Origin of the sequence: Citrobacter sp. L55, assembly GCF_002850715.1 — a bacterium.
GTDB lineage: Bacteria > Pseudomonadota > Gammaproteobacteria > Enterobacterales > Enterobacteriaceae > Citrobacter > Citrobacter braakii.
This window is the reverse complement of the sequence record NZ_KZ559414.1, coordinates 66,589-91,478: the sequence shown is the minus strand read 5'-3', so window position 1 is coordinate 91,478 and position 24,890 is coordinate 66,589. Positions and strand designations below refer to the sequence as shown.

At 52.3% G+C, this 24,890-nt stretch carries 24 protein-coding genes, 2 tRNA genes and 1 rRNA gene; 18 read left to right on the top strand and 9 right to left on the bottom strand.

Annotation, left to right across the window (positions count from 1 at the left end; translation table 11 throughout):
* The first annotated feature begins 10 nt into the window (after window positions 1-10).
* The 3 genes from rrf (at window position 11) to dkgB (ending at window position 1,226) form a co-directional block, all read left to right on the top strand.
* Window positions 11-126 (top strand): 5S ribosomal RNA (rrf, locus tag B9P82_RS23040).
* A gap of 55 nt (window positions 127-181) precedes the next feature.
* Window positions 182-258, top strand: a tRNA-Asp gene (locus tag B9P82_RS23035).
* A 164-nt stretch (window positions 259-422) separates the two neighbouring features.
* On the top strand, window positions 423-1,226 hold the full coding sequence (dkgB, locus tag B9P82_RS23030; RefSeq protein WP_101701002.1) for a 2,5-didehydrogluconate reductase DkgB: 804 nt from the start codon (window positions 423-425) through the stop codon (window positions 1,224-1,226).
* Between the two features lie 20 nt (window positions 1,227-1,246).
* On the opposite strand, the gene yafC is transcribed toward dkgB, so the two are convergent.
* A complete protein-coding gene (gene yafC, locus B9P82_RS23025; protein WP_101701001.1) occupies window positions 1,247-2,161 on the bottom strand; it encodes a DNA-binding transcriptional regulator YafC in 915 nt (304 codons plus the stop codon).
* 104 nt (window positions 2,162-2,265) lie between these two features.
* On the opposite strand from yafC, the gene B9P82_RS23020 reads away from it, so the two are divergent.
* The 3 genes from B9P82_RS23020 (at window position 2,266) to B9P82_RS23010 (ending at window position 5,220) form a co-directional block, all read left to right on the top strand.
* Window positions 2,266-3,441 (top strand): MFS transporter, encoded by a 1,176-nt coding sequence (locus B9P82_RS23020; RefSeq protein WP_016151799.1) that lies wholly within the window; start codon window positions 2,266-2,268, stop codon window positions 3,439-3,441.
* Window positions 3,442-3,572: 131 nt separating this feature from the next.
* Window positions 3,573-4,373, top strand: coding sequence for an endonuclease/exonuclease/phosphatase family protein (locus B9P82_RS23015; RefSeq protein ID WP_029139415.1), 801 nt, complete (start codon window positions 3,573-3,575; stop codon window positions 4,371-4,373).
* Between the two features lie 76 nt (window positions 4,374-4,449).
* Window positions 4,450-5,220, top strand: coding sequence for a class I SAM-dependent methyltransferase (locus B9P82_RS23010; RefSeq protein ID WP_101701000.1), 771 nt, complete (start codon window positions 4,450-4,452; stop codon window positions 5,218-5,220).
* Between the two features lie 49 nt (window positions 5,221-5,269).
* Here B9P82_RS23010 and mltD read toward each other — a convergent pair whose 3' ends face one another.
* Both mltD and gloB read right to left on the bottom strand, forming a co-directional pair.
* Window positions 5,270-6,628 (bottom strand): murein transglycosylase D, encoded by a 1,359-nt coding sequence (mltD, locus tag B9P82_RS23005; RefSeq protein WP_101700999.1) that lies wholly within the window; start codon window positions 6,626-6,628, stop codon window positions 5,270-5,272.
* 71 nt (window positions 6,629-6,699) lie between these two features.
* Window positions 6,700-7,455, bottom strand: a complete 756-nt coding sequence (gene gloB, locus B9P82_RS23000; protein WP_046274999.1) for a hydroxyacylglutathione hydrolase — start codon at window positions 7,453-7,455, stop codon at window positions 6,700-6,702.
* 33 nt (window positions 7,456-7,488) lie between these two features.
* Here gloB and B9P82_RS22995 point away from each other — a divergent pair, with 33 nt between their 5' ends.
* Entirely contained in the window at window positions 7,489-8,211 is a 723-nt protein-coding gene (locus B9P82_RS22995) for a class I SAM-dependent methyltransferase (RefSeq protein WP_046275000.1), read from the top strand.
* Here B9P82_RS22995 and rnhA read toward each other — a convergent pair.
* Complete coding sequence (rnhA, locus tag B9P82_RS22990) at window positions 8,208-8,675, bottom strand: ribonuclease HI (RefSeq protein WP_016151805.1); 468 nt, start codon at window positions 8,673-8,675, stop codon at window positions 8,208-8,210. The two genes, B9P82_RS22995 and rnhA, sit on opposite strands and share 4 nt — an antisense overlap.
* Window positions 8,676-8,739: 64 nt before the next feature.
* On the opposite strand from rnhA, the gene dnaQ reads away from it, so the two are divergent.
* Together dnaQ and B9P82_RS22980 are read left to right on the top strand one after the other, a co-directional pair.
* Window positions 8,740-9,468: a DNA polymerase III subunit epsilon gene (gene dnaQ, locus B9P82_RS22985; protein ID WP_101701006.1), complete on the top strand. Its 729-nt coding sequence runs from the start codon at window positions 8,740-8,742 to the stop codon at window positions 9,466-9,468.
* A 134-nt stretch (window positions 9,469-9,602) separates the two neighbouring features.
* Window positions 9,603-9,679, top strand: a tRNA-Asp gene (locus tag B9P82_RS22980).
* Window positions 9,680-9,834: 155 nt separating this feature from the next.
* On the opposite strand, the gene B9P82_RS22975 is transcribed toward B9P82_RS22980, so the two are convergent.
* Together B9P82_RS22975 and B9P82_RS22970 are read right to left on the bottom strand one after the other, a co-directional pair.
* Window positions 9,835-10,353, bottom strand: coding sequence for a hypothetical protein (locus tag B9P82_RS22975; protein ID WP_016155747.1), 519 nt, complete (start codon window positions 10,351-10,353; stop codon window positions 9,835-9,837).
* A 1-nt stretch (window position 10,354) separates the two neighbouring features.
* Window positions 10,355-11,038, bottom strand: a complete 684-nt coding sequence (locus B9P82_RS22970; protein ID WP_223307926.1) for a winged helix-turn-helix domain-containing protein — start codon at window positions 11,036-11,038, stop codon at window positions 10,355-10,357.
* Window positions 11,039-11,788: 750 nt separating this feature from the next.
* Here B9P82_RS22970 and B9P82_RS22965 point away from each other — a divergent pair.
* The 9 genes from B9P82_RS22965 to B9P82_RS22925 all read left to right on the top strand — a co-directional run bounded on the left by B9P82_RS22965 (window position 11,789) and on the right by B9P82_RS22925 (window position 20,892).
* Complete coding sequence (locus tag B9P82_RS22965) at window positions 11,789-12,337, top strand: fimbrial protein (protein WP_049040759.1); 549 nt, start codon at window positions 11,789-11,791, stop codon at window positions 12,335-12,337.
* A 69-nt stretch (window positions 12,338-12,406) separates the two neighbouring features.
* Window positions 12,407-12,955: a fimbrial protein gene (locus B9P82_RS22960; protein WP_019076063.1), complete on the top strand. Its 549-nt coding sequence runs from the start codon at window positions 12,407-12,409 to the stop codon at window positions 12,953-12,955.
* 41 nt (window positions 12,956-12,996) lie between these two features.
* Window positions 12,997-15,468 (top strand): fimbria/pilus outer membrane usher protein, encoded by a 2,472-nt coding sequence (locus B9P82_RS22955; protein WP_101700998.1) that lies wholly within the window; start codon window positions 12,997-12,999, stop codon window positions 15,466-15,468.
* 26 nt (window positions 15,469-15,494) lie between these two features.
* A complete protein-coding gene (locus B9P82_RS22950; RefSeq protein WP_019076064.1) occupies window positions 15,495-16,271 on the top strand; it encodes a fimbrial biogenesis chaperone in 777 nt (258 codons plus the stop codon).
* 12 nt (window positions 16,272-16,283) lie between these two features.
* Window positions 16,284-16,889 carry a fimbrial protein gene (locus B9P82_RS22945; RefSeq protein WP_019076065.1) on the top strand — a complete coding sequence of 202 codons (606 nt, stop codon included), beginning with the start codon at window positions 16,284-16,286 and terminating at the stop codon, window positions 16,887-16,889.
* Window positions 16,886-17,950, top strand: a complete 1,065-nt coding sequence (locus tag B9P82_RS22940; RefSeq protein WP_016155754.1) for a fimbrial protein — start codon at window positions 16,886-16,888, stop codon at window positions 17,948-17,950. Before B9P82_RS22945 ends, B9P82_RS22940 begins: the two co-directional genes overlap by 4 nt.
* 9 nt (window positions 17,951-17,959) lie before the next feature.
* A complete protein-coding gene (locus tag B9P82_RS22935) occupies window positions 17,960-18,502 on the top strand; it encodes a fimbrial protein (RefSeq protein ID WP_016155755.1) in 543 nt (180 codons plus the stop codon).
* A 1-nt stretch (window position 18,503) separates the two neighbouring features.
* Window positions 18,504-20,171, top strand: a complete 1,668-nt coding sequence (locus B9P82_RS22930; RefSeq protein WP_101700997.1) for an O-antigen ligase family protein — start codon at window positions 18,504-18,506, stop codon at window positions 20,169-20,171.
* Between the two features lies 1 nt (window position 20,172).
* Window positions 20,173-20,892 carry an EAL domain-containing protein gene (locus B9P82_RS22925; protein WP_101700996.1) on the top strand — a complete coding sequence of 240 codons (720 nt, stop codon included), beginning with the start codon at window positions 20,173-20,175 and terminating at the stop codon, window positions 20,890-20,892.
* A 15-nt stretch (window positions 20,893-20,907) separates the two neighbouring features.
* On the opposite strand, the gene B9P82_RS22920 is transcribed toward B9P82_RS22925, so the two are convergent.
* From B9P82_RS22920 to fadE, 3 genes are all read right to left on the bottom strand, one after another.
* On the bottom strand, window positions 20,908-21,318 hold the full coding sequence (locus B9P82_RS22920) for a Spy/CpxP family protein refolding chaperone (protein ID WP_046275741.1): 411 nt from the start codon (window positions 21,316-21,318) through the stop codon (window positions 20,908-20,910).
* Between the two features lie 177 nt (window positions 21,319-21,495).
* Window positions 21,496-22,263 carry an amidohydrolase gene (locus B9P82_RS22915; protein ID WP_016151813.1) on the bottom strand — a complete coding sequence of 256 codons (768 nt, stop codon included), beginning with the start codon at window positions 22,261-22,263 and terminating at the stop codon, window positions 21,496-21,498.
* 110 nt (window positions 22,264-22,373) lie between these two features.
* Window positions 22,374-24,818, bottom strand: coding sequence for an acyl-CoA dehydrogenase FadE (gene fadE, locus B9P82_RS22910; protein ID WP_080859941.1), 2,445 nt, complete (start codon window positions 24,816-24,818; stop codon window positions 22,374-22,376).
* Window positions 24,819-24,890: the final 72 nt, after the last annotated feature.

The window sequence follows — 24,890 nt, the reverse complement described above, 5'->3', positions numbered from 1 at the left end:
ACAGAATTTGCCTGGCGGCTGTAGCGCGGTGGTCCCACCTGACCCCATGCCGAACTCAGAAGTGAAACGCCGTAGCGCCGATGGTAGTGTGGGGTCTCCCCATGCGAGAGTAGGGAACTGCCAGGCATCAAATTGCAGTAAACCGGGATGAATAATCCGGGTAGTGACAAAGAAATTCGGTGGAGCGGTAGTTCAGTTGGTTAGAATACCTGCCTGTCACGCAGGGGGTCGCGGGTTCGAGTCCCGTCCGTTCCGCCACTTATTAAGAGCCCTGAGCTAACGCTCAGGGCTTTTTCTTTTCCAGCGAATTAATTATTGCTGAATCCGCAAAAATCCTCTGCATTTTTCACTCTTTTTCGGTAAAGAACTGATGGTCATAATCCTCTCAGTTAACGAACATAGTGATTAAAAAGAGGAATTCTATGACTATCCCTGCATTCGGTTTAGGTACGTTTCGCCTGAAAGACGACGTGGTTATCGCTTCTGTCAAAACGGCGCTTGAGCTGGGCTACTGTGCTGTCGACACTGCGCAAATCTATGAAAATGAAGCGGCTGTTGGTCAGGCGATTGCCGAAAGTGGCGTACCGCGTAACGAGTTGTACATCACCACCAAGATCTGGATTGAAAATCTCAGCAAAGACAAACTGATCCCAAGTCTGAAAGAAAGTCTGAAGAAACTGCGTACGGATTATGTCGATCTGACGCTGATCCACTGGCCATCTCCGGGCGATGCGGTATCCGTTGAAGAATTTATGCAGGCGCTGCTTGAAGCGAAAGAGCAGGGGCTGACTCGCGAAATTGGTGTCTCAAATTTCACTATTCCGCTGATGGAAAAAGCCATTGCTACAGTAGGTGCAGACAATATCGCGACCAACCAGATTGAGTTGTCTCCGTATCTGCAGAGTCGTAAGGTGGTTGACTGGGCTAAAGCGCACGGTATCCACATCACCTCTTACATGACGCTGGCTTACGGTAAGGCACTAAAAGATGAAGTGATTGCACGCATTGCCGCTAAACATAACGCGACCCCGGCGCAGGTTATTCTGGCATGGGCAATGGATGAAGGTTACTCCGTGATCCCTTCATCTACCAAGCGTGAAAACCTGGCAAGCAACCTGCTGGCGCTGGACCTGCATCTGGATACTGAAGATAAAAAAGCGATCGCTGCACTGGACTGTAACGATCGTCTGGTCAGCCCGGAAGGCCTGGCCCCTGATTGGGATTAATTGCCCGACCCTCTGTACCTTTAACCCTCTTTCACAGCTCCTTCGGGAGCTGTTCTTATATATTCACTTAAAAAGTCTATAAATGCCCGAATGCGTGTACTGACCGCGCGATCGCTGTAGTAAACGGCGCTGAAAGGCATTTCTACCGGCAGACGTTTATCGGCCAGCAGCTCCACCAGTTCTCCCCGCGCGATCTCTTTATCAATCATATAATCTGAAAGACATGCGATACCATTGCCGCTCAGGCAAAGCTGTTTTAACGTTTCCCCGCTGTTGGAAGAAAGCCCACATTCGACCTCATGGAGCTGTCCGTCGCTACGGGCAATCGGCCAGGTATTGAGTGAAACGGGTTCGGAAAACCCCAGACACAGATGCTGCTTTAACTGTTCGACGGTCTCGGGCTTGCCAAAACGGGCAATATAGTCCGGTGAGGCAATAATCTTACGATAGCTGGTAAACAACGGACGCGCACGCAGGCTTGAGTCAGTCAGCGTACCTGCTCGTATCGCGACATCCACTTTTCGTTCAATAAGATTGATGAACGTTTCTGAGGAGACAAGAGACAACGTCATCTCAGGATATCGCTCACGGAACGGTTTGATTAGCGGCATCAGGAAATGCAGCATCACCGGCGTTGCCGCGTCGATACGCAGCAGGCCGCGCGGGATATTGCGCGACTCCATGATTTCCGTTTCTGCTGCTGCCATCTCTTGCAGTATCTGCTGCACACGCCTGAAGTAGCGTTCTCCTTCTTCAGTCAGGCTTAGCTGTCGGGTAGTTCGATTAAGCAGACTCACACCCAATTTCATCTCCAGCTTTTTTACTGCCCGACTGACTGCGGAATTAGCCTGACCGAGTTGTTCTGCCGCCCGGCTGAAGCTGCCGCTTTCCACAACGGCCACAAAAATCGCAAGTTCTTCAGAGGTTGCTTTCATTTTTGCACCTGACGCAAAATTATATTGAGATTTTGAATATTTTTGTTATTAAAACATCCCGGCATACTGCGTGTCATCTGATTACTGATGTTACGGAGTTATTTATGCCTCTCGCATTATTTGCACTAACAATAAGTGCCTTCGCTATTGGCACGACTGAGTTTGTGATTGTTGGCCTGGTGCCGACCATCGCTCAACAACTGGCGATCTCGTTACCTTCAGCCGGGATGCTGGTTTCAATCTATGCGCTGGGTGTGGCGATTGGTGCACCGGTACTGACCGCTCTGACCGGAAGCCTGCCACGTAAACAGCTGCTTGTCGCGCTGATGGTCCTGTTTACGGCGGGGAATTTACTGGCATGGCAGGCACCCGGGTATATGACACTTATTGTCGCCCGTCTGCTGACGGGGCTGGCTCACGGCGTATTCTTCTCGATTGGTTCCACTATCGCGACAAGTCTGGTACCAAAAGAAAAAGCGGCTTCCGCCATCGCTATTATGTTCGGTGGCTTAACGGTGGCGCTGGTCACGGGCGTGCCGCTGGGTACGTTTATCGGCCAGCACTTTGGCTGGCGTGAGACTTTCCTGGCAGTGTCAATGTTAGGCGTGATTGCGCTGATTAGTAGCCAACTGCTGATCCCGGCTAACATTCCTGGTCGAGCGGCCGCCAGCATTCGCGACCAGGTGAAAGTGCTGACTCATCCTCGTTTGTTGCTGATTTACGCCGTTACGGCATTGGGCTACGGTGGTGTGTTCACGGCTTTCACCTTCCTGGCACCGATGATGCAGGATCTGGCGGGCTTCTCCCCGGCAGCGGTGAGCTGGATCTTACTGGGTTACGGCGTATCAGTCGCTATCGGCAATATCTGGGGCGGTAAGCTGGCGGATAAGCATGGTGCGGTTCCTGCATTGAAATTCATTTTTGCCGCGCTGTTTGTTCTGCTGATGGTCTTCCAACTGACGGCTTCCACGCAGTACGCCGCGCTGGCTACCATTCTGGTGATGGGGATCTTTGCCTTCGGTAACGTACCAGGGTTGCAGGTCTACGTGGTACAGAAAGCGGAACAATTTACGCCCAATGCTGTTGATGTGGCGTCAGGGCTGAACATTGCAGCGTTTAACATTGGTATTGCACTGGGTTCCGTGATTGGCGGACAAACGGTCGAGCATTATGGGTTGGCGCAGACACCATGGATTGGCGCACTTATTGTTCTGGTGGCTTTCCTGCTGATGGGGCTGAGCGGCCGTCTTGATAAGCCCACGCACGTTGCTCTGGGGTAAATCATTGATGTAAGCGCCCACTTACAAAACAAACTGCAATTGTTCGTTGAAAGTGAGTGCTAAAATCCCTATAACAGAAGAACCAGTCCGGCTGCGGACTGGTTGACGTTACAGAGGTTTGAAAGTCTAAAGTGCGAAAAAACACCTATGCCATGCGTTATGTTGCCGGACAACCCGCCGAGCGGATTTTACCGCCGGGCTCGTTTGCGCATATTGGCCAGGCATTACCCGCAGGCGTACCGTTGAGCAGTGAAGATCGCATTCGCGTGCTGGTATGGAATATTTTTAAACAGCAGCGAGCAGAATGGCAGTCGGTGCTGAAGAATTTTGGCAAAGACGCGCATCTGGTGTTATTGCAGGAAGCGCAAACCACACCAGAACTAGTGCAGTTTGCGACCACTAACTATCTCGCTGCCGACCAGGTTCCCGCCTTTGTGCTGCCTCAGCACCCCTCTGGCGTTATGACACTCTCCTCCGCCCATCCAGTTTACTGCTGCCCATTGCGCGAGCGTGAGCCTATTTTACGGCTGGCGAAATCGGCGCTGGTGACGGTGTACCCGTTGCCTGACACTCGGTTGTTAATGGTGGTGAATATCCACGCGGTTAACTTTAGCCTTGGCGTTGATGTCTATAGTAAGCAGTTACTTCCCATTGGCGATCAGATTGCTCATCACAGCGGTCCGGTGATTATGGCCGGCGATTTTAATGCCTGGAGCCGTCGACGGATGAATGCGCTGTACCGCTTTGCGCGTGAAATGTCGCTGCGCCAGGTGCGCTTTACCGACGATCAGCGCCGCCGCGCGTTTGGTCGTCCTCTCGATTTTGTGTTCTATCGCGGTCTGAACGTGAGTGAGGCCTCTGTGCTGGTCACCCGCGCCTCCGACCACAACCCGCTACTCGTTGAATTCAGTCCCGGCAAACCTGAACAATAACGGTGTGTCAGGTCTGCCGTAGGGCAGGCCTGTGATGGTTGCCCTTCATATTTCACAACAACCGAAGGACAACACAATGACAACACGCTCTCATCATGACAACGTCGAAAAACAGTTTGGCTCTCAGGCTAATGCCTACTTAACCAGTGCGGTGCACGCCTCTGGTCGTGACTTGCAACGTCTGGGGGAAAGGTTGCTGGCATTTCTGCAGGCCCGCGTGTTGGATATGGGATGCGGAGCGGGGCACGCCAGCTTTGTGGCCGCGCAATACGTAAAGCAGGTAGTGGCATATGATTTATCGTCGCAGATGCTTGACGTGGTCACTGAAGCGGCAAAGGACAGAGGTCTGGAGAATATCGCCACACGGCAGGGTTATGCTGAAAGCCTGCCGTTTGAAGATAACGTATTTGACGTGGTGATTAGCCGCTATTCCGCGCATCACTGGCATGATGTCGGGCGTGCGTTGCGAGAAGTGAACCGCGTTCTGAAGCCCGGCGGCGTGCTGATTGTGATGGATGTGATGTCGCCAGGCCATCCTGTACGTGACATCTGGTTGCAAACTGTGGAGGCGTTACGCGATACCTCGCACGTACGCAACTATTCCAGCGGAGAATGGCTGTCGTTAATCAATGACGCCAATCTGATTGCCGATACCTTGTTAACCGATCGTCTGCCGCTGGAGTTCAGTTCGTGGGTGGCGCGGATGCGCACGCCTGCAGCATTGAGCGACGCGATCCGTGTATACCAACAAAGTGCTTCTGCGGAAGTGAAAGCCTATTTTGCGTTACAGGAAGATGGCTCGTTTACCAGCGACACGATAATGGTTGAAGCACATAAAGCGGGATAAATAAAAAAGGCACTGGGGGGAAACCAGTGCCTTCATTTCTACAATGCTATCAGGAGTCCGGCATACCGCTGTTTTTCACAAACAACGTTAGCTGATCGCCTGGCTGCAGATTGTTCGTATCGCTGTTCCAGCGCATCACATCCTTGATGTTAACCCCGTGGCGTTTGGCAATGCTCGAGAGCGAGTCGCCTTTACGCACACGATAGGTGATGCTATCGCTGTTGTTCGCCAGTCGCTGTGCGCTGGTACCAGCGCCCACCGTCAGATTTTGGCCTACTTTCAGCGATGACCCGCGCAGATTATTCCACTGCTTAAGGTCATTGGTGCTCACGCCAAGACGTGAAGCGACACCAGAAAGCGTATCGCCAGAGCGAACTTTGTAGCTACGGCTGTTCAGCGGCGTGTTATCCGCAACCAACGTTGACTGCACGGCTGCAATTTCGCCTGAGGCCAGAGACTCACGCAGCTTCTCTGCATGCTTCTTTGGCACCATCACATATTGCGGACCGCTGGCACCCAACGTGGAGCCTTTCACGCCTGCATTGAAGGTTTTCAGCTTGCTGACGGAAATACCTGCCATATTGGCAACCTGAGCCATTTCAACCGGGCTACTCAGGCGAACACGTGCCAACGCGCGGCTTTCGTCTGTTGTTGGCAGACGCACGCCATAGCGTTTGCTGTTTTTGAGTATATCGCTCAATGCCAGCATTTTTGGCACATATAGCTTCGTTTCCTGAGGCAATGGCAACGACCAGAAGTCAGTGGGTTTACCACGGGCTTTGTTCGTTTTAATTGCCTTCATGACACGACCTTCACCGCTATTATAAGCAGCAACGGTCAGCAGCCAGTCGCCATCAAACATTTTGTTCAGACGCTGCATCATGTCCAGTGCGGCGGTGGTGGAAGCCACAACGTCGCGACGTGCATCATAATTGCGGGTCTGTTTTAAACCATAATTGCGCCCCGTGCTCGGAATGATCTGCCAAATACCTGCGGCATTGGCGCCAGACGTTGCGTGAGGATCAAAAGCGCTCTCCACTATGGGTAGTAGTACCAGTTCCATTGGCATGTTACGTTTCTTAACCTGCCCGGCTATCCAGTACATATACGGCTCTGCCCGTAAAGTTACATCGTGGAGATAGCTCTTATTGCGTAAATACTTCTGTTTCTGTTCGCGAATCCGGTTGTTTTCCGGAATTCCCATCTTTAGCTCGTCACCAATGAAAGCCCACAAATCTTGATCAGCAGCGATAGATGTTCCGTCGTCCATCCATCGCGCCTGACTTGTAAACTTTCCTGCTTCCCCTTGACCAGCTGCAGAAAGGCTCTGTGCGTGTTGTTGGACGTTACCAGTATTCTGGCACCCAACAAGCAGGACAGAGGCGAGTAATATCGCTTTTGCCTTCATGTGTGTGTCAATAGTTGCTTAAAAGACGACCGATCATAACGGCGAAGTTTTCAAAAGGCAACCCGCAATTGTCAGAACGTATCTTTCTTTGACCTTAACCAGGCAAAACGCTCTTCAGGTTGTTGCAATATTGTTTTTTTATTTATTTCATTAATTAAATCAATATCTTCTGTTCTTAAAAAAAGATTATTTCGTCGCTCATTTTTCAGAATTACGGGGAGTGTCATTTGTTTTTTTACGCGTAACTCATTAACTTTACGATAATATTCATTTATGAACGGATCGTGCGGAAGAATGCTTAAGGCAAACTTCATGTTTGCTAATGTGTACTCATGTGCGCAACAAATCAATGTATCGTCAGGAAGTGCGTTTAGTTTTTTAAGTGATTGATACATTTGAGATGCTGTGCCTTCAAAAAGCCGACCGCAGCCACCGGAGAAGAGCGTGTCGCCGCAAAACAGGTAAGGGTGGCTAAAGTAACAGATATGTCCTAAAGTGTGACCCGGCGTAGCAATTACCGTAAATTCATGCCCCAAAACGAGTGCAATATCGCCATCTTCGACTATATGCGTCGTTCCCTTATCTTGCGTTTCAGCCGGTCCGTATACCGCTATTTGTGGGAAATGTTGCAGAAGTTCTTTCACGCCGCCCACGTGATCCTGATGATGATGTGTCAGCAGAATGGCCTCGGGAACCCAGTTATGTTCTGCAATAGCTTTCAGAACAGGTTCTGCTTCACCCGGGTCCACAATCAGACAATGTTTGTCATTATTCGACAGGACCCAGATGTAATTGTCCTGAAATGCAGGAATACTGTTAAGATTCATAGATTACCTCTCAATGCGTAACGGAAGGTTGTGATGAAACCGGCAAGGATCCCTCAAACTGTCGTAGCGCCCGTTAGTTGGGATGATTTGCCCTGGGGCGAACACTATCGTCAGGCGCTGGAGCATCAGCTTAACCCGTGGTTCGCAAAAATGTACGGATTTCATCTGCTTAAGATTGGTAATTTAAGCGCAGAAATCAATTCCGAAGCGTGCGCGGTTTCTCATCAGGTAAATGTTTCTTTGCAAGGCGCTCCCATGCAGGTGACTGCCGATCCTTTACATCTGCCCTTTGCCGATAAGTCCGTGGATGTTTGTTTGTTGGCTCATACGCTGCCGTGGTGTTCCGATCCACATCGCTTACTGCATGAAGCCGATCGCGTGCTTATTGATGACGGTTGGTTGATTCTGAGCGGCTTTAACCCGGTAAGTCTGATGGGATTGCGTAAACTGGTGCCCGTATTGCGTAAAACATCGCCCTACAACAGCCGGATGTTTACCCTCATGCGGCAGTTGGACTGGCTCTCATTGCTGAATTTTGAAGTACTGCACTACAGCCGTTTTCATGTCCTGCCCTGGAACAAGAAGGGCGGGAAAATGTTAAGCGCCCATATCCCTGCGCTGGGCTGTTTGCAACTGGTGGTTGCGCGTAAGCGAACCATTCCGCTTACGCTCAACCCGATGAAACAAAATAAAAGCAAAACGCCTATCCGCCAGGCCGTTGGCGCAACCCGGCAATACCGTAAACCGGACGCTTAAGCCTCCGCCTGATACCCAATATCATCCTGAGTGGGACGCATTGCTGCGGCGCGCGCAAGCTCATCACAGCGTTCGTTTTCCGGATGGCCCGCATGGCCTTTAACCCATTCCCATTTGATTTGATGCGGCCCCAGCGCGGTATCCAGACGTTTCCACAGATCGACGTTCTTCACTGGTTTTTTATCTGCTGTTTTCCAGCCGCGCTTCTTCCAGTTGTGGATCCACTGCGTAATGCCCTGGCGCACATACTGGCTGTCCGTGCTGAGTATCACTTCACACTGTTCTTTCAGGGCTTCCAGCGCAACGATTGCCGCCATCAGCTCCATGCGATTATTGGTGGTGAGGTTGTAGCCTTCGCTAAAGGTTTTTTCGCGCCCGCGATAGCGTAAAATCGCCCCATAACCACCTGGCCCTGGATTTCCCAGGCAAGAACCATCGGTGAAAATCTCTACCTGTTTAAGCATCTCTGGTAGACTTCCTGTTTTAGCAAATCGAAATCAAACGATAAGTCTGACATAAATGACCGTTATGAGCACTGGAATTACACGACAGATCGTCCTCGATACCGAAACCACCGGTATGAACCAGATTGGCGCCCACTACGAAGGCCACAAGATCATTGAGATCGGTGCGGTTGAAGTGGTGAACCGCCGCCTGACCGGGAATAACTTCCACGTTTACCTGAAACCGGATCGGCTGGTGGACCCGGAAGCGTTTGGTGTACACGGAATCGCAGACGAATTCCTGCTTGATAAACCTACGTTTGCCGATGTGGCCGATGAGTTTCTCGACTACATCCGCGGTGCGGAGCTGGTCATCCATAACGCATCGTTTGATATCGGCTTTATGGATTACGAATTCGCTAAGCTCAGGCGGGATATTCCGAAGACAAACGAATTCTGCAAAATTACCGATAGCCTGGCGCTGGCGAGGAAAATGTTTCCTGGCAAGCGCAACAGCCTTGATGCGTTATGCTCACGCTATGAAATAGACAACAGTAAGCGAACCCTGCACGGCGCATTGCTCGATGCCCAGATTCTGGCCGACGTTTATCTGATGATGACCGGTGGGCAGACCACGATGGCGTTCTCAATGGAAGGTGACAGCCAGCAGCAGAATGACACGGGGATCCAGCGTATTGTGCGACAGTCCAGCAAACTACGCGTTGTTTTCGCCACTGATGAAGAGTTAGCGGCCCATGAGTCGCGCCTTGACCTGGTGCAGAAGAAAGGCGGAAGTTGCCTCTGGCGGGTATAGTTTGTACGTTTTCCGTATGGAAATGACCATTCGGGTGATTTTTGCAGCAAACGATTAAAAAACGTGAGAAAAAGCGTTGACGAGGCGTGAGGCAATCCGTAATATTCGCTTCGTTCCCAAGCGGAACACAACGCGGAGTGGTAGTTCAGTTGGTTAGAATACCTGCCTGTCACGCAGGGGGTCGCGGGTTCGAGTCCCGTCCATTCCGCCACTATTCAGAAAGCCTGAATCAGAAATGATTCAGGCTTTCGTCGTTTTAGCCCGCCACAATAATAATCTCATCATCACACTTTATCGACCACGTCCGTGCTATCGGGCAGGCAACACATCAGGTCATCCTTAACCCGACGCATATCCAGGGGCAGATCAACCTGCGAAGTGATTCATCACGCAGGCGAAGCGGGGGGAAAAGTTATCGCCGATAAGCACCGTTTCTTCATTCAAGTGCTTTAGCATATACAGCTTGTCGGCACGTTCGTAAGCGTCGAAGAAGAGATAATCGACAGCATCCGTTGCTTCATCATCGGGAGATTTTTCACGTCCGTTGGGAGTGAGCATGAAAACACCGGCGGTATGGCCGAGTGGTCGGGCATAGCGAAAGAACAGTTTTCGGTTCACAGCAAACTCGCCATCATCACTTTTGAGTTTCCCTTGTACTGACAATGAAAGGTGTCCGGAGTTGTAGCTGGTAATCAGCATTATTCCATGGAGTACCTTTTTTGTATCCTGGATGTCGAGTATCGACGTGAATTCCGAGGAGCAGGAAAAACTGATTTCTTGTTTTTTCGCATTCCCGGCGATAATAAAAAAAGCGATAGCCGCCAGCCCAAAAATGGCAATCACGACTGACCATAGTAAAGGAGAGTGATCGCTTTCTTGCTTCATATCATTCCTCATGATGGCGATACTGGCTGATGCAATGGTAATAGCCGAGGTTCAGCCCGCATTCAGCGGCAAACGACCACTCAACCAGATTATGGTTGCTCGCCCAGGTATTGAGATACAGATCTTTTGGGTACGAACAGTCGGGGTTAATGCCCACGGACTTGAAAATATCCAGCGCTTTCTTTTCGGTTATGGTATCGGTGAGGGCGTTTCCTAATATATGTACACGGCATTGTTCATAGTCGATAGTCCGCAGGATAGTCGCGTCCGTCATGGCGATTTCATTGGGTATCCATGTTAACCACGCTGTCGCCAGCACGGCGATACCGGTAATTAACGCGGTTATCGCCACAGGCCAACGGCTTTGTTTCTTTTTGTTGAGCGTCGATGCAACATTGGCAATTCTGGCGGGAGCTTGCGCTTCTTCCAGTTGCTGAATATTGATATTAGCGTCGCCCATCCGAAATCCCATCCGCGGAATTGTGACGATGAGTTCTGCAGGATGACCCGTAGACGTTATTGCTTTGCGCAGAAATGAAATGTGCTGATTGAGATTCGCATCCGTCGCTCTGGCGCCATTATGCTGAAAAACATTCAGCAGAATTTCATCACGCGAGGATATCTCTTTACCATTTTGCAACAAATAGAGCAGTAATTGTGTTGCCACATTATTCAATGTGGCCATTTCACCAGATGCCAGGTCTTTTAGGGTATTTTTATGTGGTCTGAAAACTAAGCCATCACCAATAATTACGGATTTAATTTTGTTTATTGGTATATGAGAAATCACTGATGTCTCCTTTAAAGCAGGATATCTCGCATTCGAGTGGGTGAAGCAATAGCATAACATAATTCATTTATAAAAAATGGTTGTGCCATAGATCGCTTTATTAATATTTACATAACAATCTCTTAATATCTCTTATAGAATCCTCTTTTCTCCTTCCTCTCTTTCACTATCTTATTGTCATTACTCACTTTTGATATCCAATTTCATTTTTACAAAAATTTCATAAATACATTTTGCCTGTTGTTCTGGCTAAATAAAAAAATAGTTGATAGATAAAAACTCTATAAAAATGCTAAATGATAGATACTAACACTGGCTGTGTCGTGATTTTTGGCGGTTTTTTAGGTAAACGATCGCTCTGCAGACAGTGTTACAACATGATTCCCTGAGTTTGATTAATACCGGATTTTTGCATTGTGTCATTTTCTCGTCGACTTAATATAAGCCCCGAAACAGCGTAAGCAACTGTGGACGGTATTTCTGATGGAATACCAATGAAGTTCAAAATACGGGGCGGCTTGAGATGGATTGTTTGCAAGGATATGCGCTACCGCCACCTGCAGATCAGGATTTTCCGGACATAAATTATCTGCGGAAATAGATCTTCGGAATAACTAAAAAACAGATATAAGGTTAAGTAGTAATATGAAAATGAAAAACGTGGCTGTGGCCTGTGCGCTGATGGCGGGAATGACTTTTACTGCCTCTTCTGCTTTTGCTGCAAACAATGTCGAACCGACTAACGGTAAAATTCACTTCACCGGTTCTCTGGTTAATTCCGCATGCGGTCTGGCACCAGAATCCAGCCCGGTACAGGTTAATTTTGGTGAGATCCCAACTTCCCAGTTAAAAGACAACCAACGTGCTGGCGTTAAGCATGCCAAAATCGTTCTGCAGGGCTGTGATACGACCGTCGCGAAAACGGCCACTGTGACCTATACCCCGGCAACGATTGATACAGACAACAACGCGCTGGCTGCGTTCACCTCTGGTACTGCAAAGGGTGCGGGCATCGGTATGATTGACAGTGGCAACCAGGACGTGGAATGGGGTCAAGCCGCCTCTCAGGTCAACATTACCGATGGTGAAACCGACATTGATTTCGTCGCTTACCTGCAGGCAAACAACGCATCTGCCGCGGTAACTCCGGGTGATTTCGAATCTACTGTTAATTTCCAGATCGACTACCAGTAACGATCTGCAGCAGGCGCATTAACGCGCCTGCTTAACCCTTCCTGCGAATAACTGAAAGGAAATGCGGTGATGCCTGGATGGCGAATTTTACTGCTTTTTATCTTCATATCGCCTGCATGGGTTTTGGCTGACACCAATCGTCTTGTCAGTACGCCCGGCAAAATGCGCATGCGCGGAAATATTATTGAGGCTGCCTGTTATGTCGATCCACGCGACCGGTCGCTACTGGTTGAATTTGATGATCTCTCAGCCAGAGATATTTCCGGAAAACCAGAGAAAGTATCAGCGCATGATTTCAGCATTCATTTGTTGGGATGTTCATTAGGGGATTCTCAACACCCCGGGAATCTGTTTCAACGCGCCAATATTACCTTTTCTGGCGCACCGGATAGTGACAATCCTGATTATCTAAGCGTGCAATCGGAAACTGAAAATTTAGCGATAGAAATATATGACAGCAACGGACAGCAAATTCATCTGGGTGAGCCATCACCGGACTATGTGCTTAATCCAGGGAAAAACACGCTCAATTTTACGGCTTATTTGATCTCCCGCGACGGAAGAATGACATCTGGCGAATTTACTGCGGTCACGCATTTTGTTGTGAATTATCTCTGAGCTGCACTGCAATTCGGGTATCTGAAGGTTTGCGAACGAAAATGATCACGCTGAAAACAGATAAAAAACGTCTGGCGCTTTTTATTGCTCTGGTCTGTGCCTCTTCATGGGCTGAAGCGGATGAGGCCATTGAATTTAATACCGACGTACTGGATGCCAGCGACAGGCACAATGTCGATTTGCAGCGTTTTTCCGAAGGCAACTTTGTGACTCCCGGAGAATATCTGCTGGATGTTCGTATCAACAGCCAGGAGATTCCACAGCAGTCGATCCGTTATATCGTCGATCCTGCCAACCCGCATAAATCCATGGCATGTCTGACCCCGCAACAACTCGAATTACTGGCGCTCAAAGAAGAAGCGCTGGCCTATATTCATCCGATTAGCGCGACCTGCTATGACATTTCCCGCCTGCCGGGTGTGGCGTTGAATAATAGCGCAGGCGTACTGGACATTATCGTGCCTCAGGCGTGGATGAAATATACCGATCCAGACTGGACGCCACCGGAACGCTGGGATAACGGCGTCGCGGGGCTGATTTTTGACTACAGCGTCTCGGGCCAGGCCACACATTATGAACAGGGCGGCGATCGTTATCGCTCTCTGTCTGGCTATGGGCAGACAGGTTTTAACCTCGGCGCGTGGCGATTTCGTGGCCAGTATCAGGCCAATTACGCTTCGGATGATAATCGCGGCCGTATCGACTGGGATCAGATCTATGCCTATCGACCGTTGCCGATGCAGGCTGCAAAACTGACGGTCGGCGAAATCTACCTGAATTCCCAGGTTTTTGATTCGGTACGTTTCACCGGGGCTAACCTCGCCAGCGACGAGCGTATGTTGCCACCGAATTTGCAGGGCTACGCGCCTGAAGTGCACGGCATCGCCCGCAGCAATGCGAAGGTTACCGTCAGTCAGCAGGGCCGTGTTATCTATCAAACCACCGTTCCTGCAGGGCCATTTAATATTCAGGATCTGCACGGTTCGGTACGCGGCACGCTGGATGTTCGCGTCGAGGAGCAGGATGGCAGCGTACATACTTTTCAGGTCAATACGGCCGATATTCCTTATCTGACGCGCCCAGGCTATGTGCGCTACAACGCCGCGGTTGGGAAGCCATCGCGTTATAACCACGACGTTCAGGGGCCTGCGTTTTATAGCGGTGATTTTTCATGGGGGGTCAGCAATGCATGGTCGCTGTACGGCGGCGCGCTGCTGACTGGCGATCGCTATAACGCCTGGTCGATGGGGATTGGGCGGGACTTGAGCTGGCTGGGGGCGCTGTCGGCTGATGCGACGCAATCCGTGAGTCGGGTAAAGCATCAGGCTGAACAAAAAGGCATGTCTTTTAAGCTCAGCTACGCCAAAACTTTTGATGAGTACAACAGCGCCATCACCTTTGCCGGTTACCGCTTCTCACAGCGTAACTTCCGCACTTTCTCGCAGTTTCTCGACGAGCAGTATGAAAATAACAACAGTGTCGGCAACGAAAAAGAGATGTACACCATCACCGGCAACAAAACCTTCTTTGCTGACGATCCACTATTAGCGACCACGCTGTACCTGACCTATACCCACCAGAACTATTGGGATCGCGGTTCCCAGGATCGTTACGGATTATCGATGGGGCACAGCTTTTCATTTGCTGGCATCCAGGGGATCAGCGCCAACGTTGCGGCTTACCGCTCTGAGTATCAGGGCAAACGAGACGACAGTCTTTCGCTTTCAATCTCGGTGCCATGGAGCGATGGCCGCTCTATGGATTACGAATTGCAGAACAGCGGCAACCAGACCAGCCAGATGGTTTCGTATTCCGATAACCGTGACCGTAACAATCCGTGGCGTTTGCGCACAGGGGTTTCCGGTGAAGGGCGTACGGCATTTGATGGCTATTACAAGCACCGCAGCATGATGGCGGAACTGGAATCTAACGTCAGCTGGCAGCAATCACGTTATTTCTCCGTTGGCGGCACGATGCGCGGCGGCTTTACCGCGACGCGTCACGGTGCGGCGCTGCACAACAGCCAGGCGTCGATGAATACCGCCAGAGTGATGGTTGATACCGACGGGGTGGCGAACGTGCCGCTGAACGGCGAACAGGCGCACTCAAACCGCTTCGGTATTGCCGTCGTACCGGACGTCGTTAGCTATCACAGCTTTGATACCCGTATCGATGTGGACGCAATGGACGAGGACATTTCCGCGACTAAAGCCATCGTGACCAACACCCTGACGGAAGGAGCGATTGGCTACCAGCATTTTGCCGTGGCGCAGGGGCAAAAAATGATGGCGCTGCTGCGCCTGAAGGATGGTTCGGTACCGCCGTTTGGCGCCGAAGTGTTTAACGCTAACGGCGTTAGCGTCGCCATGGTAATGGAAAACGGTATGGCCTGGATTGCGGGTGTGAATCCGGCTGAGCGTCTTTCCGTTGCCTGGGCTGGCCGTGCGCAGTGCCACTTACAGGTGCCACAACAAATCAACCCGGAAGGTAACGTGCTGTTGCCTTGTGAATAATTTCAATAACCTGAATGAATTTTGTCATGAATAATCAAGCTTTTTACTCCGTGCAGCGTTGGCTTAAACCCGTGGCCTGTGGCCTGCTTTTGATTGCAGAGATCAACACCTCATGGGCGGGTATTGCGCTCGACCGTACTCGCATGATCATCACTGGTGATGCGCGCTCAGTCAGTGCGAACTTAACCAATACCAGCCCGAGCATTCCGTTTCTGGCTCAGTCGTGGGTGGAAGATGCCAACGGAACAAAAATTACCTCGCCGCTGATGGTCTTACCGCCGCTGCAACGAATTAACGGCGGGCAAAAGGGAATTGCCCGCGTGACGAAAACCAGCGGGATCAACGCCCTGCCGCAGGATCGCGAGAGCTTGTTCTACCTGAACGTACGTGAAATTCCGCCTAAACCGGATAAGCCGAACGTGCTGCAACTGGCGATGCAGTCGCGCATCAAATTGTTCTACCGTCCGGCCGCCATTGTGCCGGAAACGCCGGGCGCCGTGTGGCAAAACCAACTGGTCTTTCACAAGCAGGGCCAGCGCTGGCGTGTGGATAACCCAACGCCTTACTTCGTCACCTTAATCGGCTTAAGCCGCAAGCCAGAAGCGCAGGGAGGCGGCAGATTGACCGACTTCCCCGGCGTTATGGTCTCACCAAAATCCTCTCTCGATTTCAGCGTCACGGACGGCAGCGTCAGCCAGTTCAGCATGATGTACGTGAACGATTTTGGCGGTCATCCCGAACTGAAATTCAGCTGCACAGGCAATGTATGTAAAGCATTGCCGATGGAGCAACAGCCCCGGTAACAGGAATCGTAAATGAAAAAGATGCTTTGCGCCCTGCTGATGGCGGGCATGGCCTGGCAGGTTCAGGCCACCAGCGGCCGCCAGGATATGAGCAACGTGTCCGGTGAGTATGGCAACGTCCGCTTTCACGGCCGGGTCTACGTGTCGCCGTGCGTGCTGGATATGGCCTCACGCGATCAGACCATCAATCTTGGTGATATTTCCGCCAGTCGGTTTCGCCAGGGCGGCGATCGCAGCGAACCGGTGTTGGTCACGCTGTACCTGAACGGCTGCTTAAAGGGCTCTGGTCATACCCTGAGGGATTTCCCCGGGCAGACCAGCGAAATGCCTGAGCTGGCGCACAGCACGGTGGAACGTGGCGTTTCTATGACGCTGATGGCCGAAGGCGCGCCGGAAAACAGTGACCTGGGGCGTATTCGTGGTGATGTGCGCGGCGCGGGCATTCGGCTACTGACCGAGCGTAATCAGCTGATCCATCTGAACCAACCGCAACGTATGTGGATCCTCAAACCAGGCGATAACGCCATTCACTTTCTGGCCACGCTGGAATCTTTTGGGCCAGAGGTGACTGCCGGAGAATTTAACGGCCTGGTGAGACTTAAGCTGGAGTATCTATGAGCGTATTACGCAAAGCGCTGTTGTGGGTTGCCCTGGCTGGCTGTCCACTGGCCGGGCAGGCATTTACACAGGGGGAAGGTGAGCCGGAGGGCGGGTCGCCGCATCAGTACGATATCGAATTGAGCTCGCTGGATGTCAGTAAAAACCACGTGGGTGGCAGAACGGATCCGTTTACCTGGAATCTGGGCAGTTGGTATGTGGTGAATTTCTATTGCGAGCAGGCTGACATCTCCCGGTCGCCGATTTACTACACCACCACGACTACGATGCCGCCTTCAAATCAGGGGGCGAACCGTTTTCGGCTAAATGAGTATCTGGATGTGGAAGTGCAGGTGTGGGTTGCCGGGGGCTATAAACAGTATGTTCAGGCGCCTTTTACCAACGTTTCAAACCGCAACAGCAATAACACTTGCAAAAAGCGCAAGGGCTACACGCGCGCCACTAACGTTGAAAGTGGTTCAAAAGGGAAAGTGACGTTTATTGTCACTAAACCCATTATCAACGGCATCAATATCACTTCCCAATCGCTGGTGGAGGTTGCCGGGCGCATGGGGAGCGCGGGACCTACGCCCACTACGGCGATTTCCCGTGTGGTGATTAAATCCGGGCTGATTACCGTACCGGACAAATGCACCTTCAACCGGGGAGACAAAATCAGTATTGAGTTTGGCGATCTGCCAGGATCCGCTGCCCGGCTCAATGGCACTAACTACAGCAAGTCGATCCCCATTCATGTTGTTTGTGAAGGCGGCAGCTTCGATCAGGGCGCGCTGAACATTAATCTTGGCGTACAAACTACCACGGCGTCAGGCACTGCGGGGTTCAACGATCATCTCCTCGGCACGCTGAGCGGCGGACAAAAGCGCGACGATCTCGGCATTATGCTTAAAGACGAGAGCGGTGGCACCGTCGTGCCCAATCAATTCTATAACGTGAAAGGTTTTTACCAGAATCAGGGCGACTGGAATCTCACCGCTGCACCGGTGGCAAAGCCGGGCGTGGGAAGCGTTAAGGAAGGTGAGTTTGAAGCCTCTGCCACCGTTGTTGCGCAGTTTCAGTAGGGGGATGCCATGAGATTTTCGGCGTTATTCGCGATCGGTGTGTTACTGCTTGGCGGCATGGCGCAGGCCGACACCAAACTGGTCGGCGGTGATATGTATTTTCACGGCACTATCAGAGCGCTGGCCTGCAGCCTGGCACCAGGAGGCGACAAAATCGAGGTCGATTTCGGGCAAATCGCGACGCAGGATCTCTATCTCTCGGGGCGCAGTAAGCCGGAAAAATTCAGCATTCAGCTACGCGACTGCAACCCCGAGGTTTTTCGCGGGATCTCGGTCACTTTCAGTGGTAGTGAGGATGCTGAACTGGACGATCATCTGGCGCTGGATAGCAGTGAACAGGGTGGCGCGACTGGGATCGGTATTGGGATGAGCGAAGAGGACGGCACGGCAATTCGCCTTGATGAGAGCACGTCAGTCAAAGAGATAACTGCAGGCTCGATGACGCTAAATTTTTGGGCGTGGGTCGCAGCAGAGCCGTCGGCGATAAAAAATCAGTCTCTCGAATACGGTCCGTTCAGCGCCAGCGGGACCTGGACACTGAACTACCAGTAGCATGATGAACGCACTGAATCGTATTGCCCCGCTGCCTGCGCAGAAATTATTGCTCGTTATTAGTCTGTTTTTCTGGTGTGGGGTAATGCATCTCTACTGGCCGAATAACGGCGGCAGCGGTCTGTCGTTGCCGCTTAATATTACGAGCTGGATTTATGCCGTTGTGCTGGCTGCAAGCGCATCAGTGCTGGTGCCTCGTCAACGCTGGCGTATCACTGTCCCCGCCACGGTTTTTTCGATGGGGGCGCTCATCCTGACGCTGCTTTGTCTGCTGACGCCTGGCGTCTGGCAGTTCGAGGCGCAGCTGGTCGCAGGGGCGCTGCTGGGAGGCGTGCTCGTCTATCTGGTGACATTACAGATTCCGCTTGCGGCAAACACCCTGACGGTACTGCTGACTCTGCTATGGGGCGCGTGCGTCATCGAATGTCTGGCGTTTTTGTATCAGTACTGGCATTTGCCGGGTGTTGATTACTGGGAGTTTGCCTGGCGACGCGGTACGCGGCCCTACGGTATTTTTCAGCAGGTCAATCTGATGGCCAGCTTCACTGCATCTGGTGTGCTGCTGTCAGCTCCGCTCTTTTTACGGCTACGCGACAGATATCGAATTGTCATCGGGATTGCCCTGGTGATGATGGGCTTTGTGCTGCATGAATCCCAGTCGCAAACCGGCTATGTGTCTGTGGTGGTAGGTGAAGTCTTGCTGCTGGTGGTTTTCCCGGCGCAACGCCGTATGTTGTTGCTACTTCTGCTGCCGCTGGCGTTAGGCATGGTGGCGGGCACGCTCGCTCGCTATTTTTTGTCCGTTGCTACAGTCGATCACCTGACCACTTCCCAGGTGCGCTGGACGGTGCTTAAAACGTCACTGGCATTATTTGCCGAACGCCCGTGGACGGGGTGGGGCGTGGGCAGTTTTGCCGCCGTGTTTCTCGAACGTGCGGGGCCGTTGGGGCTGAGCAGCATCTCGCATCCGCACAATGAGCTGGTGCTGTGGCTGGTGGAGGGCGGCCTGGTGGGGTTGGCGGGGGCGCTGTGCTTTATTACGGGGGGCTTCTGGCTGTGGATGCACGGAAATCGCTGGCGTCGCGCTTGTCTGGTGGCGGCGCTGCCGGTGGTTATTCATATGTTGACGGAATACCCCGTCAGGCAGTCAACACCACACTGGTTACTGCTGGTCCTGTTGCTTCGTTGTGCAGATAGCCCGCTAAAAGTGGCTCGCCTGACGCTTACGTCGACGTCGCTGATTCGTGCGCTGGCATTGATCTCGTTTTTAACCTTCACGCCATTGTTGCTTCTCTCACTGCACACGCAACAGCAGTTGACGCTGGCGGAGCGACAATCAGCGCAGTGGCGTCTGGCCGAGTCGCTCCCGGTAGGAGGCTGGCTCCTTGCCCCTCGCTACCGGTTTGATGTTCAGATGGGGTATCTGCAACGGTATCAGCGTACCCGGGACGCTCGCTGGCTGGAAGCGGTTCGCCGCTGGGCGCCTGACTATGTGCGTGTTCACCCAGACCCGAATGTCTCCTTCACGCAAATCTTGCTGGCGTTACAGCAGCGCGACCTACCTGAGGCGCATCGTCTGGCGACGCGCTTTTACCTGACATACCCGAACGATCGCCGTATCCCGTGGCTGCAGGATGCACGACGTCCTTTCAATCAAAAAATGGAATGATATGAACAGATTCAGCGAACAGACCCGCCCTGGGCCAGAGCTTCCCCGCAACGCCGAGCTGCTGCGGATCACCGGGATCCGTTTGCAGCGCATCCATTTTTTTGATGATGCATCGCTGGATGTCTGTGAGGTGTTAAGTCAGGTACGCACGCCGCTACCGCTCGATCTTTTTTTCAAGCACCTTTCCATCACCGCAAAACAGCAGCTATTTCTGTGGCAAATGCGGCAGGTACTGGCACTCTCAGGAAGTTATTCGCTGAATTTATCCGTCAGGATGCTGACCTGTCTGTCGTGGATTGCGCAGCTCGCCCGGCAGGCGCATCAGGGGCGGATTGTTATCGAAATACAGGATCCTGGCACCATGATGCGACTGGAAAAGGCAGAACAGCAGGCCGTATGCATTGCCGTTAAAACCCTGGTGCGTCACGGGTTTCGCGTGTGGCTGGATGATGTTTCGCCTGAGCTATTTTTTGTCTGGCGACTGTCTGGCATCCGTTTCGATGCCATCAAAATTGAAAGCGGAATGTTTCATCAGTTCAGGACGTCGGAGTGGCAGTTGAGGGTACTGGTCAATCAATTTCGCGGGCAGGGAGAACGGGTTGTGATCGAGGGGGTGGAAACGCCGCAGGATTACGCCATTTGCCGTATGAGCGGCGCAGATGCTGTGCAGGGATTTTTGTTCGAGCAGGAAGTATTACCGAAAGGCCTGAATCATTGCTGATTCAGGCCATGGTCATTATTCGCTCAGCGTCTGTGCGATATCTTTTTGCACCTGCTGGCGCTGTTCTGGGGTCAGTACTTTGTTCAGGTCGAAATAGTATTTCACGCGGTAATAACGCGCCTGCTGTTCGATATTGCTGAACGCGGAAAGCTGTTTTTTGACGGCGGCGTCATCCCATTTCCCGGACTTGATGACGTCAATCAACGCGCCGTCTTTAACATCCTTCACCGATATCTGGCTAACGTTGGTTTCAAGCTGCTGGTGCAGTTTTTTAATCTGCGCAACCTGGTCAGTGCTCAGTTTAAGGTGCTGAACTACCGGGTCCTGAGCTGGTGCGGGTACAGTGGATACGTTTGCTGCAAGCGTGCTAAAAGAAGCGCCAGCCACGGTTGCCGCCAGCAAAGTCATGCGTACGAAGTTCTTCATTTCGGGATCCTGATAAGGGAATTATTAACATTGTCTGTCACTCGCTGGTGACGAGTGATTATCCTTTGCAGAATACGATGCCCGAAGCACGTCGCCACGCGAATTTGTTTTGCGGTTGGTTACGGAGTGAAACAATCCCGCTACGGAAAACGTTGTGCAGCGGGAAGAAGGCGATATCTACAGCGTGAACGGGTCAGCGTCCTGCCAGGCGGGGAATTTCTCGCGGTACTCGCGCAGCGCCGAGAGTGACAGTTCAGCGTCAATGCGCGTAGCCTGATGCGGCTCGGCGGTGGCAATAATCTCCCCCTGCGGATTAATCACCCGGCTGTCACCGCGATAATGATGGCCGTTACCGTCAGTACCCACGCGGTTACATCCTGCTACATAAGCCTGGTTCTCAATTGCCCGTGCGGTGAGCAGAACCTGCCAGTGTAGCGAACGCGGCGCCGGCCAGTTGGCGACATACAATGCCAGGTCGTAATCGTTGCGGTTGCGCGACCATACCGGAAAACGCAGGTCATAACAGACCAACGGCAGAATGCGCCAGCCGCGCCATTCAAAAATAACCCGCGCGTCACCCGCCTGATAATGTTGATGTTCATCCGCCATGCGGAACAGGTGGCGCTTGTCATAGAAATGGACATTACCTTCGGGTTCGACCAGCAAAAAGCGGTTTACCGGGCCACGTTCAGACAGGAGAGCGGCGCTGCCTGCAATAAGGGCGTTCGTCTGTTGCGCCTTAGTGCGCATCCAACTGACAACCTCTTCCTGCGGCAGCGATTTGCTTGCCGCTTCCATGGCAAATCCGCTGGTAAACATTTCAGGTAACACAATGACATCACGTCCGGTGACGGTTTCCAGTTGGCGGTCGAAATGGCGCAGGTTAGCCGGGCCATCCATCCAGATCAGCGGTTGTTGCAGCAGAGTAATTTTCAAACCGGGCACGATCGAGGCTCCTCATTGAACAACATTTTGACACTGTAGCATGAGCTCTAACGGAAATGTGGCAATAAAAAGCCCCGCATTAAGCGGGGCTAAACGTTGTGCGTGTGTCGTTACGCGGCTTCGACTTTACGCACTTTCTCTGGCAGCTTTACCGGCTGAGTCGCCAGCGCCTCGGGTTCAAAGTCATCCACGTTAATGCTACGCAGACGACTCGCTTCGGCTTTCACCAGAATTGCGGCTTCATCTTTATCAATCAGCCCTTTAGCCAGCGCATTTTGCGCCAGTTCATCCAGGCGGGTAAACGGCAGGTTTTTACCCAGCTCTTTGCAGATCCGCTGGTGGATAGGGTCGGCTGCAATCACATCCAGCAAAGCCTCTTCCAGCAAACCTACCGGGTTATGCTCGCTCGGCGTCAGGTATTGACCACGACCAAGGCGAGAACGGGTGGCGCTCGGAACCTGCAGAATCTTCGCGACTTTATGATCCAGCTTGTCAGACGGTGCATGGTAGTGGCGACCGGTAGGGAAAATAACCACATTCAGCAGGCCCGCGACCAGTCGGTTCGGGAAGTTTTTCAGCAGGTCGTCCATCGCCTGTTCCGCTTTGTACAACGCATCCTGAACGCCCCAGTGAACCAACGGCAGGTCTGCTTCATTACGGCCTTCATCGTCATAACGCTTCAGTACCGCAGAGGCCAGATACAGCTGACTTAACACATCGCCCAGACGCGCGGAGATACGTTCACGGCGCTTCAGGCTACCGCCCAGTACGGCCATGGAGACATCTGAAAGCAGTGCCAGGTTAGCACTCAGACGGTTCAGATGCTGGTAGTAACGTTTGGTCGCATCGCCGGTTGGCGTGCTGCTGGTTAAGCCGCGCGTCAGGCCCAGCCAGAAGCTGCGCACTTTGTTACTACCGACGTGGCCGATGTGTTTGAACAGCAGCTTGTCGAACGCATTCACATCGTTACTCTGTGCCGCAGCCATCTCTTCCAGAACGTACGGATGGCAGCGAATTGCCCCCTGACCGAAGATCATCATGCTCCGGGTCAGAATGTTGGCACCTTCAACGGTAATGGCGATAGGCGCGCCCTGATAAGCACGGGCGAGGAAGTTGCTTTCGCCAAGCATAATGCCTTTACCGCCAGTAATATCCATTGCATCGATGATTGACTGCTGTCCACGGTGGGTACAGTGATACTTCACGATGGCCGACAGCACCGCCGGTTTTTCACCCAGCATAATACCGTAGGTAATCAGCGACGCCGCTGCATCCATCACGTACGCGTTACCCGCAATACGTGCCAACGGCTCTTCAATACCTTCCATCTTACCGATAGAGATTTTGAACTGGCGACGAATGTGCGCATACGCGCCGGTTGCCATTGCGACCGATTTCACGCCGCCCGTCGAGTTAGACGGCAGAGTAATACCGCGTCCCACGGACAGACATTCCACCAGCATGCGCCAGCCCTGACCGGCCATTTTTGGGCCACCGATGATGTAATCAATCGGCACGAAGACATCTTTGCCCAGCGTCGGACCGTTCTGGAACGGCACGTTCAGCGGGAAGTGTCGACGCCCAATTTGTACGCCTGGCGTTGACGTTGGGATCAGCGCACAGGTAATGCCAAGATCTTCTTCACCACCCAGCAGTTTTTCCGGGTCGGAGAGTTTAAATGCCAGACCCAGTACGGTAGCGATAGGCGCCAGCGTGATATAACGCTTATTCCAGGTCAGGCGCATACCCAGCACCTGCTGGCCCTGCCAGTCGCCCATACAAACCACGCCGGTATCAGGGATCGCGCCTGCGTCGGAACCCGCTTCCGGGCTGGTCAGAGCAAAGCAGGGGATCTCCTGACCGCGTGCCAGACGCGGCAGGTAATGATTCTTCTGCTCTTCGGTGCCGTAATGCTGCAGCAGTTCGCCAGGGCCTAAGGAGTTAGGTACGCCAACGGTGATCGCCAGGATCCCGGAAACGCCGGAGAGTTTCTGCAGAACGCGAGCCTGAGCATACGCGGAGAATTCCAGCCCGCCGTACTCTTTCTTAATGATCATCGCGAAGAAGCGGTGTTCTTTCAGATACGCCCACAGTTCCGGCGGCAGATCCGCGAGTTCATGGGTGATCTGGAAGTCGTTCGCCATGCGGCAGGCTTCTTCCACCGGGCCGTCAATAAACGCTTGTTCTTCAGCTGTCAGATGCGGCTGAGGATAGTTATGCAGTTTTTTCCAGTCTGGCTTGCCCTGGAACAGGTCGCCTTCCCACCAGGTTGTACCGGCATCAATCGCCTCTTTCTCAGTGCGCGACATCGGCGGCATGACTTTACGGAAACCGCGGAACACTGGCGCAGAGATCATGGATTTGCGCATTGGCGTAAAGTTAAACGGTACGAGGAGAATGGCCAGAGGAACCAGCAGCCAGATTGACCACAGGCCAACCACGCCAAGCGCAGCTGTCCAGGCGAGCAAAATTAAGCTGCTGAGGAATAAGCTCACGCGGTGATAAAACAGAACGCTGAGCAGAACAACCGTAGCGATAATACTCAAAATCATCATAACGAAAAGCTCCCTTGCTTGTAGGAGGTCTGACCACTTGTGATGATATGGTTGTAGTGGATGTAAATTCTT